This is a genomic window from Rhodospirillaceae bacterium (genome assembly GCA_040219235.1).
GTDB lineage: Bacteria > Pseudomonadota > Alphaproteobacteria > Rhodospirillales > Rhodospirillaceae > WLXB01.
The window spans coordinates 556,158-574,099 of record JAVJSV010000011.1; the positions used below are offsets into that span (position 1 = coordinate 556,158).

Consider the following 17,942-nt stretch of genomic DNA (forward strand, 5'->3'; position numbering starts at 1 on the left):
GGCGAAACCAGAATTCTAAGTTGCACTGTTCCTCTGGTCAGAACAGGGGTTCACTGGTTAATCTCTGGCCCTTACGGATATGGGAGAAGACGCATGGCTGCCAAGATTACTAGACATATGGCTACGATTCGCGGCGAGCGCCAGGTGCATTACCGCCGTGCTGGCTCTGGTCCGCCGGTCATTCTGTTGCACCAATCTCCCAATTCCTCCCAGGAATATATTCCGCTGATTGAAGATTTGGCCAACGATTACACGGTGATCGCACCCGATACCCCAGGCAACGGCTTGTCAGACCCGCTCGAACTCGACTCTCCGGTGATGACGGACTACGCGCAAAACGTCGCCGACCTGATGGATGTGCTGGGTATTGAAAAATGTCCGGTCTATGGATTCCACACCGGCGCTGTCTGCTCTTTAGAACTGGCTTGGCGTCACCCCGAAAAACTCACGGTTGGGGTGGTCAATGGCTACGTCAATATGCCCGAAGACCTGGTTGTGGAAATTCTGGAAAATTATTTTGTGCCCCTTGAGTACAATTGGAGTGGCTCGCACCTGACCTGGACGTGGGCGCGTTTTCGCGAACAGCTCATCTTCTTCCCCTGGTACCGCACAGACTTAGCCTCGCGTATGGATGCGACATTGCCACCACCGGAGCGTTTGCAAACAGCGGTGATTGAGTTTCTGCGTTCTGGCCCTGACTATCGCAAGCCCTACCGCGCAGCTTTTACTCAAGATGCCAATAACTCCGTCAAAGAGATGCAGGTAAAGTGCATTATCATGAGTCCCAAGACTGATGTTCTGTATGAAGGCTTGGACCGCATGCCGCCACCGTCGGACTCGGTTGAAGTGTATCGTCCGGATACTGGCCCCGACGCCATAGATATTCTCAAGCGTGTTCTCAAAGAAAACCCATCCCCAAAACCGGCCCCGTCAGTCGTCAAGACAGAACCAGTGCCGGGCAAATTGTGGGGCGAGTACGTTCAAGTTGGCGGTGGGTCATTGTACTGTCGTCGCAACACAGATGGAGCTGGTCGCCCCATACTCTTTATACACGCCTCAGCGGCCTCAAGTTTTTCCATGGATCGCTACATGGAGCCGCTGATAGGCACGCGTCCGGTGCTGGCCATTGACCTTCCCGGCAATGGTGAGTCTGAAAACCCTATGGGCGCTCTGACGGTTGAAAAGCAGGCGTCGTTCCTGGCGGAAGCCGTTCATGCCCTTGGCTATGATGAGATTGACGTGTTCGGCACCTGGGGCGGCGGTACGGTCGCTGTAGAACTCGCTGTGCAACATCCAAACCTTGTTAAGCATGTGGCGGTGCCAAGCATTATGGCTATGGAACTGAACGGCCAGGCCCTCGAAGATTTTTCGTCGAAATACACGCCAGATATTCCCTTTGATGACTTCGGCGGCCATTGGATTTTTGTGTGGAACATGGTGCGCGATCAAGAATTGTTTAACCCGTGGTTCGAACGCAAGGCGGCTAATATTTCACGTTTTGGCGAGCCCGATATTGATCCAGAAGTAATTCAGCGCCGCACGCTCGATTTGTTCAAGGCTTATGATATTTACCAGGCGGCATACAAAGCACACTTTAGCTATCCCATGTCGGAACGCCTGCCTAAGATGCAATGTCCTTTGTTGTTGGGTGGCCCTGAGTCTCCCATGACCAAGTCTGCAGTTGCTTCTGGGCCAGCCGATTACACGGTCAAGGACATGCCAGCTGATCATGCTGGTGTTGCGCAAACCATTGTGGAATTTTTTGATCGGTAATGCCGGATCGCAGCGAATTGGTACGTCGTTTTAAGGAGAGAAAAGAGTATGGAAAGTTATTTGGTCTGGGGGTTTATCCACATTCTCCTGTTCGTGTTCTGGCTTGGTGCCGATGTTGGTGTGTTCCTCTCGGCGGTTTATGCCAAACGCGTGGACCTGAGTTTTGAAACCCGGGCCACCATCATGAAGATGGGTCTTCTTATTGATTTCCTGCCGCGCATTTGTTTTGCGCTGATCTTTCCGGTTGGTCTCCATCTCGCGGCTTCTCTGGGGCTTTATGAGATCCCCACGTGGTTATTTGTGGCGGGCTGGGGCGTTGGTCTGGGCTGGATTTATATGGTCATTTTAATTGGCCAGAACGAAGGCAAGCCCCTAGCTGAAAAGCTGATGCTGGCACAGTTCGGCCTCGAAGGCGTGCTTGGCACGGTCTACGTCGGTGTTGGGTTGTGGTCGTTATTTGGCAATGGGCCGCTTCAAGAAGGCTGGTTCGCAGTAAAAATTCTGCTGTTTGGTTGTGTGTTTTATGCGGCCATGGCGATTGACATTTGTTTCCGCCCGTTCATCAAACCGTTCATGGAATTGGCCGAACATGGCTCGACCCCCGAGCGCGAAGCCATCATCACCAAGACCATTAATAAAACACTGGTCGCGGTTCTCACTATGTATGCGCTCATTGCCACCGTAGCGTTCCTGGGTAAAGTGAAGCCCTTCTAACACAAGGACTCCATTCATGCCTGAGCCTTACCGCGTGTTCTGGCAACCTGGATGCTCCAGTTGTTTGAAAGCCAAGGAATTCCTTACCCAGCACGCTGTGGCTTTTGAAAGCGTCAACGTCCTTGCGGATGACGATGGCTTGGCTGCTTTGCAGGCACTCGGGGCGAAGTCCGTCCCCGTTGTCTCCCAGGGGCAACGCTTTGTCTTCGCCCAAAACCTGCGTGATGTGGCGGTCTTTGTTGGAGTTGATGGCCCGGCCAAAGGTCTCGCCGTTACAGAATTGGTTGCAAAAGTTGAGCGTATTCTGACTGTTGCGCAATCTCATGCGCGACAGTTGCCGCTTAAAGTACTGCGAAAAAAATTGCCGGGTCGCGACCGCACCTATTTAGCTCTCAGCTATCACATCTTTGTCATCGCTCAGGCGTTTCTCGAAGCGGCTAAGGGTGGCGTTCTAACGTTTGAGTTTTTTGAACGTCAGCCGTCCGAGGCTATTTGTGATGGCGATGCTGTTTCTGATTTTGGCGCTTTGGTCGCAGTCGATTTTCAGGCATGGTGGTATAGTACGAATGCTGGAAGCCGGCTTCCCGAAACACTCGAAACCTACTATGGTGCGCAGTCAGTCGATGATTTGTTAGAGCGCACAGCTTGGCATATGGCGCAACACACCCGCCAATTAGCAGCCGTCATTGAAAGCCTAAATATTACCCTATCAGATCATCTGTCTACGGCTGATCTCGCAGGTCTGCCGTTGCCAGATCATGTCTATGATGACGAGGTTCCCCTGAACGCTGAAACCCGCTAGACAGATTATCAGCACGGTTTTTTCGGAGCACCCCCATGGTGACTAAAGTTTTTGCATTTGCTGCAGCATTTTTTTGTTTGTCCTTCACCTCAACAGCTTTTGCAGAATCGCCGGAAGAGCGCGGCGAGTATTTATCAGAAGTCATGGTCTGTGTTGAGTGTCACACACCTGGTGTGTTGATAGGAGCGCCGCATGGGCCAAGTCTGTCAGGCAGTGAAGTGGGTTACGGCATTCCTGGCCTGGGTGTGTACTATGGCCCGAACCTCACACCCGATATGGAAACCGGTCTGGGGTCCTGGTCGGAAGAGGATATTGTTACCGCTCTGCGCACGGGTGTGCGGCCTGACGGTCGCATACTGTCGCCGGTGATGCCGTGGCGCGCTTTTGCGAATTTAAAAGATCAAGACGCCTATGCATTGGCGGCTTATCTGAAAAGCATGGAGCCGGTCAGCAACAAGGTGCCAGGTCCGTTTGGTCCCACAGAAACACCCACATCCTTCTACTACAACTTCGTCGTTCCTAGCGCACAATGAGCCAGTCCACCTATCCCAACCTTCTTGCGCCCATAAAGCTTGGCCCAATTGAACTCCGCCATCGCGCGGTGGTCAGCGGCCATGGCATGGCGCTGGGGGATGGACAGGTGGGAATTAGTGATCGCTTTCACGGTTATCTTATGGCCCGTGCCAAAGGTGGTGCGGCGATGGTTGGCAGTGAGTCCGCGCCTGTGCACACCAGCACCGTTAGCCGTAGCCTTGGTATTCGACTGTATACCGATGAGGTGATCCCGAGCTTGCGCCGTACAGCTGAAGATATTCGTGCAGCCGGATCTCGACTTGCGATCACGCTGTGGCACGGCGGCCATAAAGATAGCTTTATTCGCGGTGGTGTTGCCTTAGCACCATCACCGGTTCCCAATACGGCAGGTGAAGTGCCAAAACAAATTACACAAGCCGAGATCAACGAACTGATCAAAGCTTATGGCGAGGCCGCGGCCCGCTGCAAGCAGGCGGGCCTGGATGCCATCGAAATACAAACGTCTACGGATTACCTATTAGGATCGTTCCTATCACCGGTGTTGAACCGTCGCACAGATTGTTACGGTGGCTCATTCGAAAACCGCTTACGCTTCATTCGTCAAATTTTCGAATCTGTTCGGGAAAATGTTGGCGATGCCATCGCGGTCGGCGTGCGCACCTCCGCCCGTCACGATATTCCAGGCTCACCCATGGATTATGGGCTGGAAGAATCCACCGCCAACATGAAAGCACTGGCTGAAGCGGGTCTGGTGGATTACGTCAGCGTGATGACGGGATCTGGCTGGTCGCCGCCGCAATCTTCCTCTATCCCACATATGGCGCAACCGCGCGTGCAATTGCGTGATGAAGGTCAGGTGTTCAAGCAGGCGCTTTCCGTGCCTGTTGTCCTCGCCGGTCGTATTCGCTCACCGGAAGATGCAGAACAGGTTATCGCCGAAGGTGGTGCTGACATTATTGCCATGGCGCGCACCTGGATTGCTGACCCCGAATGGGGCCGGAAGGTGGAGTCCGGGCTAGCTCATACCATTCGCCCATGTATGTCGTGCAACCAAGCTTGTGTCGGTTTTGTATTCCGTGGCATGCCTGGATCCTGCGTTATCAACCCGGCGGCTGGTCGTGAGACAGAGTTGAATGATACGAATGCTACGGGCGCTCCCAAATCTGTCGCCGTCATCGGTGCCGGACCCGCGGGTTTAGAAGCTGCGCGGGTTCTGGCCAAGCGTGGCCATCGCGTCACCGTTTATGAAAAGTATGCGGAGCTGGGCGGTCAAATGCGTCTTGCGGCCTCTGCCCCGCATCGCGCGGAGATGTTGCCTGCTTTGGCCTGGTGGAAAGACGAACTGGAACGCTTGCAAGTCCGCGTGGTGCTCAATCATGAAGTGACGTCAGAAGATGACGTTGAGGCCGACAGCGTGATCTGGGCCATCGGTGCCGATCCTGGTCACACGGCGCTATGGCAACGCCGACCCTATTTGTTTGATGGCATTCCCGGCAAGGAAGGCTTGCCATCAGGACGCGATGTTCTTTCTGGTAAATCCAGCGTCAGTGGCAATGTTCTGGTGATTGATGAAGAGGGCGGCTGGCCTGCGGTCTCTCTAGTGGAAACACTGGCGGCGGATCCGGCAGTGTCCCATGTCACAGTGACAACGCCTGAGCGCTCTCTTGGAGAAGCCGCATTAACTCTTACGTGGGAGATTAAATCGGTGACCCCGCGTTTGCGTCAGGACGGCATCACCGTGCTTACCGAAAGCATGGTCAAAGAGGTTGTAAGCAATACAGTCCACTTGACCAACGGAGAGCACATTGGGCCCTTTGATGCCATTGTGTTGAACACAGGCACCACGGCGAACAGTGTTCCTGAAGGTGCCTTGGCGATTGGCGATTGTGTCGCGCCACGTGGCATTTGGGCGGCGACGTCCGATGCCATTAAATTGGCGCAGACGCTCTAGGCAGCTTTCGAAGCGACCCTTCTTTTACATGGGCAGCCGTAGGTATCCGTCCATGGTGCCGTCCGGGCCGGCATCTAAATAGAAATCCAGAACCAACGGCTGACCAGGCTCAACGGCGTAAGATGTCAGATCTGACACGCCTTCTTCCGCCAGAACTTTATCATCCAGAAAGAAATTGCCCGTGGTGGTCTTGGCATCGCGGGTCAGAATGGCATGCGCCGCATCCGCAACAATGTCTGTGGTACGACAATGCTTGATCATGGCATCACCTCCCAACTCATGCCGGATGGCTGCCGTGTCGATAGCGGTGCGTGGCCACAGGGCATTGGCGGCAACACCGTGTTCCTTAAAGTCTTCAGAGAGGCCAATGGTGGCAAAGCTCATGCCCATTTTCGCCAAGGTGTAGGGCAGAGTCCCTTTGTACCACTTCGGGTCCAGGCTCGGCGGCGGTGATAGCGTTAGGATGTGTGGGTTGGTTCCAGCCTTGAGGTGCGGCAGGCAGGTGCGTGCAGCCAATAACGTGCCACGCAGATTGATTTGATGCATTAGGTCGATGCGCCGCATCGGCACATCTGCAACGCCACCCAACGCCACGGCACTGGCATTGTTAATCAGAATATCTATAGCGCCGAATTTCTCTACCGTTGCGGCGACCGCCTCAGCCACTTCTGCGTCATTTCGCAAATCCATTTGTATGGCCAGCGCTTGACCCCCAGCCTGTTGAATGTCTTCCGCTGCCGTATGAATGGTGCCAGGTAGCTTAGGATGGGGCTTGGTGGTCTTCGCCGCAATGGCCACATTCGCCCCGTCCTGAGCCGCGCGTTTGGCAATGGCCAGCCCGATGCCGCGGCTGCCGCCGGTGATGAACAATGTTCGCCCTTTTAAAGATCGATCTGCGGCAGGGGCGTAAGGCGATAGGCTTGTCATGTTCTCGGTCTCCAGTTCATCGGATAATCCTCATCAGTGTGTTTCATTAGGCCATATTTTGACCATCGCAGTCTTATTTTCTGTGCTTTAATTTAAAGACCTAAGAATTTATTCAAAATTCTGCAACTATATGTGTCTCCCAAACGTTACATATTGGTCGGTGTCCTCCGGCCAGCCCAACTCAGGGAGAAGGAGGTTTAAATGTCTGACGTAAAAACCAAAATCATTCCACCGCGCCCAAAGGTTCCCGAGGATGAGGAACCACTAATGGCGAAGATGCCGAAGAAAACGGGACTGATGGGCCGTCTCCTGCCCACCGGTTTGTCCCGGGCAGTTGTCATCTCCACCTTAATCTTGAGTGCAACATTATGGACGCAGAACCTGTATTCTGCACGCTATGACCTCGTTGCATCTGGTAAATCCGAGACCACGTTTATGTACCGTCTCGACCGTTGGACCGGAATTGTCAGCCTATGCACAACACAGAGCTGCAAACCGCTTTCGACCATTGCAACGTCGCCTCAGAGTGCGCCTGTAGCGACAGACTAAAAGGTTCGTGGAGTACGCCCGCTAATTTTTCCAGGCGGGCGTCACTTCGGCAACGAAGTCTTCAAACCGTCGTAAGGGATGTCCGACAGCTTGTTCACTCTTCGCAATTTCATTGTTAGAGGCCACGCTGCCCATCTTTTGCATCTTGGCAAACCCGGCTTTTAAAGCGCCTAGCAGCCAGGGCGGCATGAACGCTTTGGAGCTTGCTTCCCAGGCGTCCAGATCATCGCCAGCGTAGCGCACCTCCCGGCCAAGGTGCTCACCATACAACGTGGCGATTTCGTCCGCAGTCCAGGTTTTTGGTCCGTACAAGGCGATATCGTGACTGTCTAACTCCTTGGTGGTTAGCGCGCGCGCAGCGGCATCCGCGATGTCACGGGTATCGATTCTGTTTTGTCCTTTATTGCCGATGGGCATGGTGTACAAGCCTGCACCGGCAATGGCGCGTCCCAGCAACAGGTCATTTTGAAAGAAGAAATCAGGCCGCAAGATGACAGAAATGATGCCCGAGGCGCGAATGGCGTCTTCAATGACAACCTTGCTGGCGTAGTGTGGCACCTTCATCGCTTCGTCCGAAAGCTTAACCGATAAGAACACAATCTTCTTCACACCAGCATCGACCGCCGCCTGCACCGCATTGGTGCCACGCTGTTGTTCTGTCTCGCCATTGGCGGTGATCAGCAGCAGTTGATCGACACCGTCGAAAGCGGCTGCCAAACTGTTTGCGGTGTCGAGATCTCCAACAACACCAGTAATGCCGTCTGACAAAGCGTCAGCCTTTTCAGCCGAGCGTGTGAGGACACGCACGTCTTTGCCTTGTGCCGCGAGCGCCTGTGCCGCCGGTCCGCCAACGCGGCCTGTGCCGCCAATGATCAATGTTGTCATCTCAGAACTCGCTCTCATTTTATAAAATAGATGAGGTGCAGCATGCTCTTTTGTGCTGTGGAATCAATATTTTATCGGGGTTTTATGAGCACTGTACCGGAAACACTAGACTCGTAGCGGGAAGCAGAGTCATAAATATACACAAGATAACAACACCGGACATTCCATGCTGCGTCGTTTGACCAAAGCTTTGACCGCATCTTTCACTGCCTTCTCGCTGGCAGTGGCATTGGTTGTGTCGGTTTTTGCCCAGTCGCATCCAGCTACTGGAGCCCAAGCTCAAGATTTAGCAGCAGCACCCTGTGCTGAGCACAGCGCACCACAACCCCAAGATTTTTGGGGCGATGCCTGCGCCTCTGTCTGTGATGCAACGGACCTGCACATGTTGCTTGGTGTTCCGTCCGACCGCAGCACCCCCTCTGATCTGACATTTGACCTGTTCATCTATGATCAAACCACACTGCCATCGCCGCAGGTGTCACGTGCGCTAGTGCTGGTCACCGGTCATGATCCGCCTGGGTCTCAGCTTTACCTGACCACCCAAAGACTCCGCCTCTAAAAACTCTCTGCGTGTCCAGGCACGGCATAGGCTGCCGTTACCGCCTGACCTTTTAACGAATGTGTTATATTTGCAGAGAGAAATCTTATGGCTCCGGCCAGCTCAAAATTTACATCATCCATCCTCCCTCTAATCGCTGTAGCCGCCTTATCGGCCTGCGCAACGCCAGACCCTGAAGCCGCTGTGCGTGATTTTGGCACCTTGATTGCCACGCGCACGTCAGATCCCATTGTCTGGCGCACCGGTGGTGCTGAAGACGCCGCTGTTGATGCGCGGGTTCAAGGGTTGTTGTCAGAGCCGCTGACAGCAGAGGCCGCCGTTGCTGTTGCGCTTCTCAACAATCGCGGCCAGCAGGCCCGCTATGCCGAGCTTGGTATTGCCCAGGCGGACCTGGTTGAGGCCGGTCTCTTGGAAAACCCCATGTTCGAGGTCATGGTCCGGCCATCGACCGAGTCTGGCACCAACCTAGAATTTGGACTGGTGCAGAATTTTGTCTCTTTGTTGATGCGTCCGGCGCGTCAAAAAATCGCCCAAGCAGAATACGAAAACGTTCAACTGGAACTTGCTGCGGACCTGATCGCGTTCACGGCTGAGGTGCGCTCGGCCTACTTTGCCCATGTCGGTGCCCGCAATCAGCGCGAGGCTGTTGCTGCCATCGCCAGCACAGCCCGCGACGCTGCAGATCTTGCCAAAGCCTTTCATACGGCAGGCAACATCACCGAATTAGAACTGGTAGAATTTCAGGCCGATGCGGAAGAAGCCACTGTGGCATCTATGGACGCTGAGCAAGAGGTTGCGGCAACAGAGATCGACCTGATCGAGTTGCTCGGCTTGCCATCAACGGCAGATTGGTCTTTGCTAGCTCGCTTACCCGCGTTGCCGGATCAGACCCTGGTCACGGCAACACTTGAAGATCAGGCGTTGCGCGAGCGCTTTGATCTCCAGGCCATGCGCGCTGGGCTCCGAGCCGCGGCAGATCATCTTGGGCTCGAGCAGAACTTTCGGCTGCTCGATGATATGGAACTTGGGGTCAGCGCCGAACGCGAGCCCGAGGGTGAGTGGTTGATCGGTCCCAGCCTCGAATTTCCGCTACCTATTTTTGACCAAGGGCAGGGCCGCGTGACCCACGCGCTGCTCGAACTGCGTCAGCTACAGGATGAACTCGTGGCCAAAGAAGCCAGTGTGCGCGCGGACGTGCGCCGGGCCACAACAGCGCTCACCGTGAATCGTCAAAAGGCGGCACATTTGTTGGACATACTTTTGCCGCTCAAGCAGCGCCTCACCAGACTCACGTTGGCGGAATATAATTACATGCTAACCGGAGCCTTTGAGGTCTTAGAAGCGGAGCAACATGAGAACGAAGTGTACCGCGAACATCTCGAAGCCCTGACAGACTATTGGATTGCGCGGGCCGAGCTGATGGCCGCGGTTGGTGGTCAGCTGGATCGGCCCCAGCAAGCCCAGACAGAGACCGATCCAAACAATACAGATGCAAAAATCCTAGGAGACGCCTCATGAACCGCGGTCGCCGCTCTCTTTTATCTTCACTTGTCGCCGGCGCGGGTGCCGCGTTACTCGGTCGTTCCGATGCCGAAGCGCAAACGGTTGCCGCAACGCCTCGTAATGCAACGGGCTATACACCGGTGCGGACCCTCAACGGATCAACGCTGCCTTTTGAGATGAACGACGGGGTCAAAGAGTTCCGTTTGGTCGCCGAGGAAATCGAGCATGAGTTTGCGCCAGGTACGACGGCCAAGTGCTGGGGCTACAACGGCAGCACGCCGGGGCCAACCATAGAAGCGTTCGAGGGTGATCGGGTCCGTATTCTCGTCACCAATAACTTGCCTGAGCACACCACTATTCACTGGCATGGCCTGTTGCTGCCGAGTGGTATGGACGGCGTTGGCGGTCTTAGTCAGCCGCATATCCCCCCCGGCGAAACCTTTGCCTATGAGTTTGACCTCATTCAGCATGGCACCCATATGTACCATCCGCACGCCGATGAAATGGTGCAATTGGCGGTCGGTATGATGGGCATGTTCATCATCCACCCGAAAGGCGGTGAACCGAAGAAGATCGATCGCGATTACGCGATTATGCTGCACAACTGGGCGATTCATCCTGGTACCTACCGGCCCGATCCCGCCGTGATGGTCGAGTTTGATTTGTGGACGATGAACAGCAAAGTTTTCCCAGCCATTGAATATCCCATTGCACAGGCGGGAGACCGGGTCCGAATCCGCATCGGCAATCTGTCCATGTGGAATCATCCTATGCATCTGCATGGCCATCAGTTTCAAGTCACCGGCTCAGATGGCGGGCGCTGGCCCGAGGTCCAATGGCGTTCTGAAACCACGGAAATCGTTGGCGTTGGTCAAACCCGGGATATTGAGTTTGATGCGATTCCAGGCGATTGGGCGTTTCACTGCCATTTCTCTCATCACACCATGAACGCCATGGGACACGATGTGCCAAATCCGCTGGGGGTCGATCAAAGTCAGGTGGCTATGCGGATCATGCAAAAAGTGCCAGGGTTCATGGCTATGGGGGAAAATGGCATGGGGGATCATCAGGATCACTCCATGCATATGATGGGCCCGGAGAACACGCTGCCGATGATGATGGGCAACGGGCCGTTTGGTAATTTAGAGATGGGCGGCATGTTTACAGTCGTCAAAATACGGGAAACCCTGGACGGGGATGGCGATCCAGGCTGGTTTGATAATCCACCAGGCACGGTCGCTTACAAGGTTTCCTAAGACACTCGGGTGGGCTTTTTCTGGTCTGTTTGGCTCATAACTCCTCAGTTCGTTAGGTCGTTACACACCACACAACCAACACATCCTGGGAGGGATTTATGATGAAGAAGATGTTACGCACAACCGTTGCCGCCGGGGCCACCGCACTCCTTGCCGCAACTTCTGCGTCCGCGCACAACTACATGACCACACTGCGTGCACCGGCTGGCTATATGGCGGATATGGAAGCGCGTGTGGCGCACGGCTGTTTGGCAGAAGACGTCAAAGAAGTACGTGTCAAAATTCCCGAGGGCGTTTATCGCGTCACTCCGATGAACACGCGGGAATGGGAAGTCGAAGTGGAAATGCGCGAAGTGAATCCGCCGGTTGCCGGAGATGGGGGCCGCCCGATCACGCGCACGGTTGATACCATCATTTGGAAAAATCCATCCTCGGTGACCCCATACAACCGATTCGAAGGCTTTAAGTTTCGCGCGAAACTGCCCGATGAACCCGGAAAAATTTTGTTCTGGCAGATGGTTAATATCTGTGCCGACAGCCGGGATCCCTACACAGACTTGCCAGAAACCGCTTTGGACATAAAAGATCCCGAGTTCGGCAAAAAGTTTGAAGAGTTTATGGGCTCAACTGCACATCCGGCCCCCTACACGGTGCTCTACAAGCCAGAGATGCCACAGTACCCATGGGAATGGTCACGCGAAGATCTGGAAATGACGGGCACAACACCAACAGAACAGACGGCTGAAGCCCAATAGGGCTCGGTTTTGGGCACAGGCTGGCCAGATGGGCTGGCCTGTGCGCCTTCGTTTGAGATAAACTCTCGTATCATCTAAACGCTGCTATACCAGCTCTGGGGGCTGGTTGATTTTGGGGAAGACTCATGACTCGCTTGTACACTCTGCTTTTGGCTGCCATCGCGCTTAGTATTGGCCTTATTGGTCCCGCTTGGTCCCATGCTGTTTTGCTGGGCTCAAACCCTGCCGCAGATTCCAGTCTCGATGTGTCTCCCAAGGAAGTCATTTTCAACTTCAATGAAAACGTCGGTCCTATTTTCATCAAAGTGCTGGACCGCACGGGTAAGGAAGTCGGTGATCCGGGAGAGTGGCGTGTGGATGGCTACGATGTGATCTTGCCGCTGAACGGTGAATTGCCAAATGGCACTTACATCGCCACCTATCGCGTGATTTCAGCAGATACTCACCCCGTCGGCGGCAGTGTCGTGTTTGCAGTGGGTGAAGCTGTTGCGTCCATGGAAGACGTTGCCGCCGGTGGCGGCGAAACCAGTGGTTGGGTCGTGCCCGTGGCCATCAATCGCTTTGTCCAATACGGGACCATGTTGCTCGCAGCGGGAGCAGCTTTGTTCATCCTCACCATGACCATTCCGGCCACAGTTGAAGCGTCGGTCTACAAAATGGGTCGTCTGTCTGCCGTCGTCGCGGCAGTCACCTACGTCCTCGCGTTAGGGTTCGGAGGGGCCGAAATGATGCTTGGCGGGGTCACCGCCATTTTCTCGCTAGACAGCTGGATGCAGAGCCTCAATTCAACCCTTGCCCCCAGCGCGTTAATTGGGATTCCCGGTTTGCTGATTCTATTTTTTGCCTTTGGCAAAGACCCGGCTCAAAAACCGACGGCCCTTTTAACACTCGGCAGTGTCGTTGCGGTCGGCAGTTTCTTGGTCACGGGCCATGCGGCTACGGCTCCACCGGTGTGGCTGATGGCGACCATGGTTGCTGTTCACCTGTTCTGTGCAGCCTATTGGTTGGCGGCGTTGTATCCGCTCGCGAAAACCGCGCAAGTGGCCGAGGTTAAAGAAGCTGGTGCGGTGATGGTACAGTTCTCCGAGCGTGCTGTCTGGACTGTCGGTGCCTTGTTTGTTTCAGGCGCTGTGATCACCTGGTTCCAGGTTGAGTCACCCGCAAACATGCTCTCCACAGATTATGGTCTGCGTCTGACCTTAAAAATCATTGTTTTCCTGGCGCTGCTTGGTCTGGCCGCCATCAATAAGATAAAACTCACGCCGGCTTTGGAGAAAGCGGATCCGGCAGCCCCCGAAAAATTACGCCGGACAATTAAAATGGAATACGCGGCCATGGTCTTGATCATCGGGGCCGCGGTTTCACTGACGCTCGTCACCCCACCGCGCGCCACTATGGAAATGGGCGGTGGTGGCATGGCCGGCATGATGGGTGGCGGTTTCCAGGCCACAGTGGTTAAAGGCAAATATACGGCCGATATGAGTGTCGATCCGGCCAGCACGACCGCTTCTAATATGGTCATGGTCGAGTTTAAAGATGATGCCGGCAACCCGGTTGAAATGGTCGACGTCACCATGAGCTGGGCGCTGCCGACCGCTGGGCTTGAAGGCATTGAAGGACGAGGTGAAATGGTCAGTCCCGGTATGTTCCATTTCATGTTTGATCAATTAATCATCCCTGGAGAGTGGGACGTGCGCATTGATGCGTTTGTGGATGACTTCGACAAACAAATCTTCCGCACCACAGTGCCAGTAAAATAAAGTGCCAGTGCAATAGAAACATGCTGGACACGCGCAGCTAAGAAACGGAGCGCACCATGATTTTGACTGTGGCCCGAAAGGAATTTCGGGAAATCATTCGCGACGGGCGAATCAAATGGTCGGCCGGGATTCTGGCCGTGATGCTGGTGGCAGCCTTGGGGACGGCGGCGCAGCGCTTTGCTGATATTTCCACCGAACGTGCGTCCGCTCAGGAAATCGTCAACATGCAGTTCGCCGCCCAGGGCGATAAAAACCCCCATGCGGCTGCGCACTATGGTTTGTATGCGTTTAAACCGGTAACGCCGTTGTCGTTTTTTGACACAGGCATCGGCAGTTATACGGGCGTCTCGATCTGGCTCGAAGCGCACAAACAGAATGACGCCGAGGGCGAGCCGGCTCGCGATATGACCGCCATCGCCCGTTTTGGGGAACTGACCGCCGCCTTTACGCTGCAAATGCTCCTGCCGCTGCTGGTGATCCTGTTGGCCTTTCCCTCTTTCGCCGGGGAACGGGAAGCTGGCACTTTGCGTCAGGTGCTCAGCATGCAAATCTCGCCGGTGCAATTGCTGTTTGGCAAGGCGCTTGGGGCCTGCGCGGCACTCGGCGTTTTTATCGGTCCCGTTCTGGTGTTGGGCTTGATTGGTCTGTTAATCAGTCCCGGTGGCAGTGCGTATCTGGCGCATGGCGTTGTCCTTGTGCTGGTCTATATCGTTTATGCTTTGATCTTTTTGTTTTTGACCCTGGCTGTCTCCGCCAATGTGAAATCAGCGCAGGCGGCCCTGGTTGTCATGGTTGGGTTCTGGGCGATCTCCAGCTTTGTATTGCCGCGCGCCGCATCAGATGTGTCCCGATTGCTCTACCCAACGCCAACCGCTGTGGCCTTTCAAAAGAATATCGAAGAAGCGTTGCAATCGGGTTTGGATGGCGTCAGCCCCGATACCATTGTGCAGCAACGCCAGGAACAAACACTGGCCCTGTACAAAGCCGAAACGGTTGAGGAACTGCCTATAAATTTCCAAGGCATGATCTTTGATCTGCAGGAAAAACTGGGCAATCAGGTTTTCGATAAATATTATTCCGAGCTGCATGGCATCTTCGATCAGCAAACCGGTTTGCATCAAACTTTTAGCGTCGCTTCGCCGCGCTTGGCGGCACAACTCGCTTCAATGGAACTCTCTGGCACATCCCTGACGCACCACCTCGATTTTACCCGTCAGGCCGAGACCTACCGCCGTGAATTGATCGAGAAAATGAACAATGACATCACCTTTAACTCTGAAGCAGGCCAAGCTGATTATCGGGCTGATTCCGGGTTGTGGGCTTCTGTCGAACCTTTTGAATATCAGCAAGCGTCCTTGGGCCAAATTCTCACCCGGCTGGGTCCTAGTTTTATGGTGATGTTCTTGTGGCTCGGCCTCTCAATCGCTGCCGGTGTGCTGTCGGCGCGCAAAGTCAAAGTCACGTTGGGCTAGGGAGAGTGTGATGAACGGTTTTGGGTCTGTCTTCGCGCAAGAGTGGGTTATTCTGCGTCACAATCGTATGTGGTGGTTGGTGCTAGGCTTGCTTCTGGTGCTGACCATTCTCGCCGCCCTCAATGGCGCCGCTCGCATCGACCAGATGGCCGAAATGGGAAGCGCTCTCAACAGCGATGAGATGGTTACGCAATCTGCGTTAAAGGGATCTGTTGAACGCTGGGAAGCCGACACCTCTCAACCCCCACCGCCAGCCGCCAGTCCGGGGGCTGTGGGCTTGTCGGTGCTCAGTCACTATACAGTCTTACCTCCAACGCCTTTGGCCGGTTTGTCGATCGGTCAGACCGATGTGCAGCCCACTTACTACAAAGTCACAGCACATCCGGCGCTCACCTTCCTCAACGAAACCGAAATTCAAAACCCTTTGAACGTCTTGGCGGGCAGCTTTGATGTTGCCTTCGTTATTGTCTTCTTGCTCCCCATCTTCATCGTTGCCCTCACGTTCGATCTGATGTCGCGGGAAAAAGAAAGCGGTGTGCTTAGCCTCGTCCTGGCCCATGGGGTTTCCAAAACAGCCTTTATTTTGGCCAAAGGCGCAGCCCGCGCGGTGCTGATTTTCCTGCTGTTGCTAGTGGTCGGGCTTGCCGCCGTGGCGCTGACGGAACCTAATCTGTCTTCCGCCGCTGTGTGGGCGCGCTTTGGGTTATGGTTTCTGGTGGTCTCGCTCTATGCCTTTTTCTGGTTTGGCCTGGCGCTGTTTGTGAATGCCTGGAACAAACCTTCCGTCACCAATGGTGTGATTCTTGCCAACCTGTGGCTGGTGTTTGTTGTGGTCATTCCGGCGCTGGTGAATGTGGCCGCCACAACGCTGTTTCCGGCACCATCGCGGGTGGAATTAACAACGGAAATGCGCGAAGCGACCGAGGTCGCGGATCAGGAAGCCGCTGAATCCCGTGAAGCCTTTTTCTTTGACCACCCTGAAATGGCGGGCGGAGACGCCAACGCTGATCAGTTTTTTATACAGGTGATGGCCACGGACTCAGCCGTGGAGCGGGCCACTCAACCCCTCCTTGAAGCCTTTGATCTTCAAGCCGCGCGTCGGCAAGGTCTGGTGGATCTGTTGCAATATGTGTCTCCGGCCATTGTCGCTCAGAACGCCTTAAATGGGGTGTCTGGTACGGGTACGGAACGGTTTTCAGACTTCGTTACGCAGGTTTTGGATTTCCACGAAAACTGGCGTGGGTTTTTTACCAGTCGTGTGGTCAAGGGCAGTCGTATGACGTCCGAAGAGTTCGATCAGATTCCTACCTTTGACTACAGTGATTGGGGGATCGACAAGGTGGCGCGATCAACACTCGGGCCGGCAATGGGCTTAGCGGTGTTCGTTTTGGTCCTCGGGGTTTGGTCGGTGCGTCGCTATGCAAGATATCCAGTCGTCTAAATTACGCAACCTCACTCTATAAATTGCACGATTACTCGGCGACACCGCGCCAGCGTTGAATGTGGCTGCGCTGCGGCATTTTTCCATCCCTTCACTGCACAGACTCATTTCACACCAATAGTCGCACAGATCAATCAGATATTCGTGCCTTACATGAGAAGTCGTGATGACAAACTGTCGTTACGGCTTAGAAGACCCAATAGACAGGTCTCATGCCGATTCTAAGACAAAAATGTGAGACAGCATTTTTTACAGTTTTTTGGAAACTTTTGTCTTTCCACATCGTTAAGCGAATAGAAGAGAGAGGGGCGGTTTAACTCTTTCAAATGGAGAAGAATGTTATGACAAGCGAAAGTGATAACAAAAAATCAAACGCCAACCCAAATCCGAATCAGGGCGAAGGCAATCGAGAAGCCGCACGAGACTACAACGAGCGCCAGAAAAAATTCATTGAGTCTGGCAAAGTCGACGACGCGGCTAAGAAAGCAAAAAAAGCCGTCGAAAGCGCGGAAAAGCAAGATCTAAAAGATGCGGAAAACAAGGGAAAACGGCCCGCCGCAGGACGTTAATCTGAGTCATGTGAAATTCGCTGATGCAAGATGTTCTGATGAAAGAGCAAGCATTTACAAGATGCGCCAGAATAAGCGTAGGGCGGGAACTCTGGCGAACTGCTTTCTACGCACATAAAGAAAATTTCTACGCCACAGAACTCAAAGGAGATCATAGATGGATGAGAACATTATTGAAGGCAACTGGGAACAAGTTAAAGGCCGTATCAAGAAGAAGTGGGGCCAGTTGACCGATGATGAATTAGATCAAATCAATGGCGATCGTAAAATTTTGGTTGGGAAAATTCAGGAAAAATACGGCAAAGCTAAGGACGAAGTTGAACGGGAGATGAAAGAGTTTGAAAAAAATAGCTAAAGTTCGTAGAAAAAACACGACGCGATAGAACAATTCAGCCCCGTGCGGCGCTCTCCTCCCTCATGCAGCGCACGGGGCTTTTTTGACTTAATATAAACGGGGGTCTTGTTCAGCAGATACGTTCCGCGCACTGCAAA

General features: G+C 54.1%; 17 protein-coding genes. 15 read left to right on the forward strand and 2 right to left on the reverse strand.

Annotated elements, in window-relative coordinates:
* The first annotated feature begins 93 nt into the window (after window positions 1-93).
* Genes RIC29_06620 through RIC29_06640 form a run of 5 tightly spaced genes read left to right on the forward strand, consistent with a single transcriptional unit; the run spans window position 94 to window position 5,774 of the window.
* The gene (locus tag RIC29_06620; protein MEQ8734578.1) at window positions 94-1,773 is read left to right on the forward strand and encodes an alpha/beta fold hydrolase; all 1,680 of its coding nucleotides are present in this window, start codon (window positions 94-96) and stop codon (window positions 1,771-1,773) included.
* 48 nt (window positions 1,774-1,821) lie between these two features.
* Window positions 1,822-2,487 (forward strand): hypothetical protein, encoded by a 666-nt coding sequence (locus RIC29_06625; GenBank protein MEQ8734579.1) that lies wholly within the window; start codon window positions 1,822-1,824, stop codon window positions 2,485-2,487.
* Between the two features lie 16 nt (window positions 2,488-2,503).
* A complete protein-coding gene (locus RIC29_06630) occupies window positions 2,504-3,289 on the forward strand; it encodes a glutaredoxin family protein (GenBank protein MEQ8734580.1) in 786 nt (261 codons plus the stop codon).
* Between the two features lie 35 nt (window positions 3,290-3,324).
* Window positions 3,325-3,822: a cytochrome c gene (locus RIC29_06635; GenBank protein MEQ8734581.1), complete on the forward strand. Its 498-nt coding sequence runs from the start codon at window positions 3,325-3,327 to the stop codon at window positions 3,820-3,822.
* Window positions 3,819-5,774 carry an FAD-dependent oxidoreductase gene (locus RIC29_06640; GenBank protein ID MEQ8734582.1) on the forward strand — a complete coding sequence of 652 codons (1,956 nt, stop codon included), beginning with the start codon at window positions 3,819-3,821 and terminating at the stop codon, window positions 5,772-5,774. The genes RIC29_06635 and RIC29_06640 overlap by 4 nt, the downstream gene beginning before the upstream one ends.
* A 24-nt stretch (window positions 5,775-5,798) precedes the next feature.
* On the opposite strand, the gene RIC29_06645 is transcribed toward RIC29_06640, so the two are convergent.
* Complete coding sequence (locus RIC29_06645) at window positions 5,799-6,701, reverse strand: NAD(P)-dependent oxidoreductase (protein ID MEQ8734583.1); 903 nt, start codon at window positions 6,699-6,701, stop codon at window positions 5,799-5,801.
* A 201-nt stretch (window positions 6,702-6,902) separates the two neighbouring features.
* Between RIC29_06645 and RIC29_06650 the strand changes: the two genes are divergently transcribed.
* Entirely contained in the window at window positions 6,903-7,250 is a 348-nt protein-coding gene (locus RIC29_06650) for a hypothetical protein (protein ID MEQ8734584.1), read from the forward strand.
* Window positions 7,251-7,271: 21 nt separating this feature from the next.
* Here the strand turns inward: RIC29_06650 and RIC29_06655 are convergent, their stop codons facing one another.
* Window positions 7,272-8,135 carry an NmrA family NAD(P)-binding protein gene (locus RIC29_06655; protein ID MEQ8734585.1) on the reverse strand — a complete coding sequence of 288 codons (864 nt, stop codon included), beginning with the start codon at window positions 8,133-8,135 and terminating at the stop codon, window positions 7,272-7,274.
* 166 nt (window positions 8,136-8,301) lie between these two features.
* Here RIC29_06655 and RIC29_06660 point away from each other — a divergent pair, with 166 nt between their 5' ends.
* The 9 genes from RIC29_06660 to RIC29_06700 all read left to right on the forward strand — a co-directional run bounded on the left by RIC29_06660 (window position 8,302) and on the right by RIC29_06700 (window position 17,805).
* Window positions 8,302-8,694 (forward strand): hypothetical protein, encoded by a 393-nt coding sequence (locus RIC29_06660; GenBank protein ID MEQ8734586.1) that lies wholly within the window; start codon window positions 8,302-8,304, stop codon window positions 8,692-8,694.
* 87 nt (window positions 8,695-8,781) lie between these two features.
* Window positions 8,782-10,212 carry a TolC family protein gene (locus RIC29_06665; protein ID MEQ8734587.1) on the forward strand — a complete coding sequence of 477 codons (1,431 nt, stop codon included), beginning with the start codon at window positions 8,782-8,784 and terminating at the stop codon, window positions 10,210-10,212.
* Window positions 10,209-11,453: a copper oxidase gene (locus tag RIC29_06670; protein ID MEQ8734588.1), complete on the forward strand. Its 1,245-nt coding sequence runs from the start codon at window positions 10,209-10,211 to the stop codon at window positions 11,451-11,453. Before RIC29_06665 ends, RIC29_06670 begins: the two co-directional genes overlap by 4 nt.
* Window positions 11,454-11,551: 98 nt before the next feature.
* The gene (locus RIC29_06675) at window positions 11,552-12,208 is read left to right on the forward strand and encodes a DUF1775 domain-containing protein (GenBank protein ID MEQ8734589.1); all 657 of its coding nucleotides are present in this window, start codon (window positions 11,552-11,554) and stop codon (window positions 12,206-12,208) included.
* A 125-nt stretch (window positions 12,209-12,333) separates the two neighbouring features.
* The gene (locus RIC29_06680; GenBank protein ID MEQ8734590.1) at window positions 12,334-13,968 is read left to right on the forward strand and encodes a CopD family protein; all 1,635 of its coding nucleotides are present in this window, start codon (window positions 12,334-12,336) and stop codon (window positions 13,966-13,968) included.
* Window positions 13,969-14,024: 56 nt separating this feature from the next.
* Complete coding sequence (locus tag RIC29_06685; protein ID MEQ8734591.1) at window positions 14,025-15,440, forward strand: DUF3526 domain-containing protein; 1,416 nt, start codon at window positions 14,025-14,027, stop codon at window positions 15,438-15,440.
* A 10-nt stretch (window positions 15,441-15,450) separates the two neighbouring features.
* Window positions 15,451-16,881: a DUF3526 domain-containing protein gene (locus tag RIC29_06690; protein MEQ8734592.1), complete on the forward strand. Its 1,431-nt coding sequence runs from the start codon at window positions 15,451-15,453 to the stop codon at window positions 16,879-16,881.
* Window positions 16,882-17,222: 341 nt separating this feature from the next.
* The gene (locus RIC29_06695) at window positions 17,223-17,450 is read left to right on the forward strand and encodes a hypothetical protein (GenBank protein ID MEQ8734593.1); all 228 of its coding nucleotides are present in this window, start codon (window positions 17,223-17,225) and stop codon (window positions 17,448-17,450) included.
* A gap of 157 nt (window positions 17,451-17,607) precedes the next feature.
* Window positions 17,608-17,805, forward strand: coding sequence for a CsbD family protein (locus RIC29_06700; protein ID MEQ8734594.1), 198 nt, complete (start codon window positions 17,608-17,610; stop codon window positions 17,803-17,805).
* The last annotated feature ends 137 nt before the right edge of the window (window positions 17,806-17,942 follow it).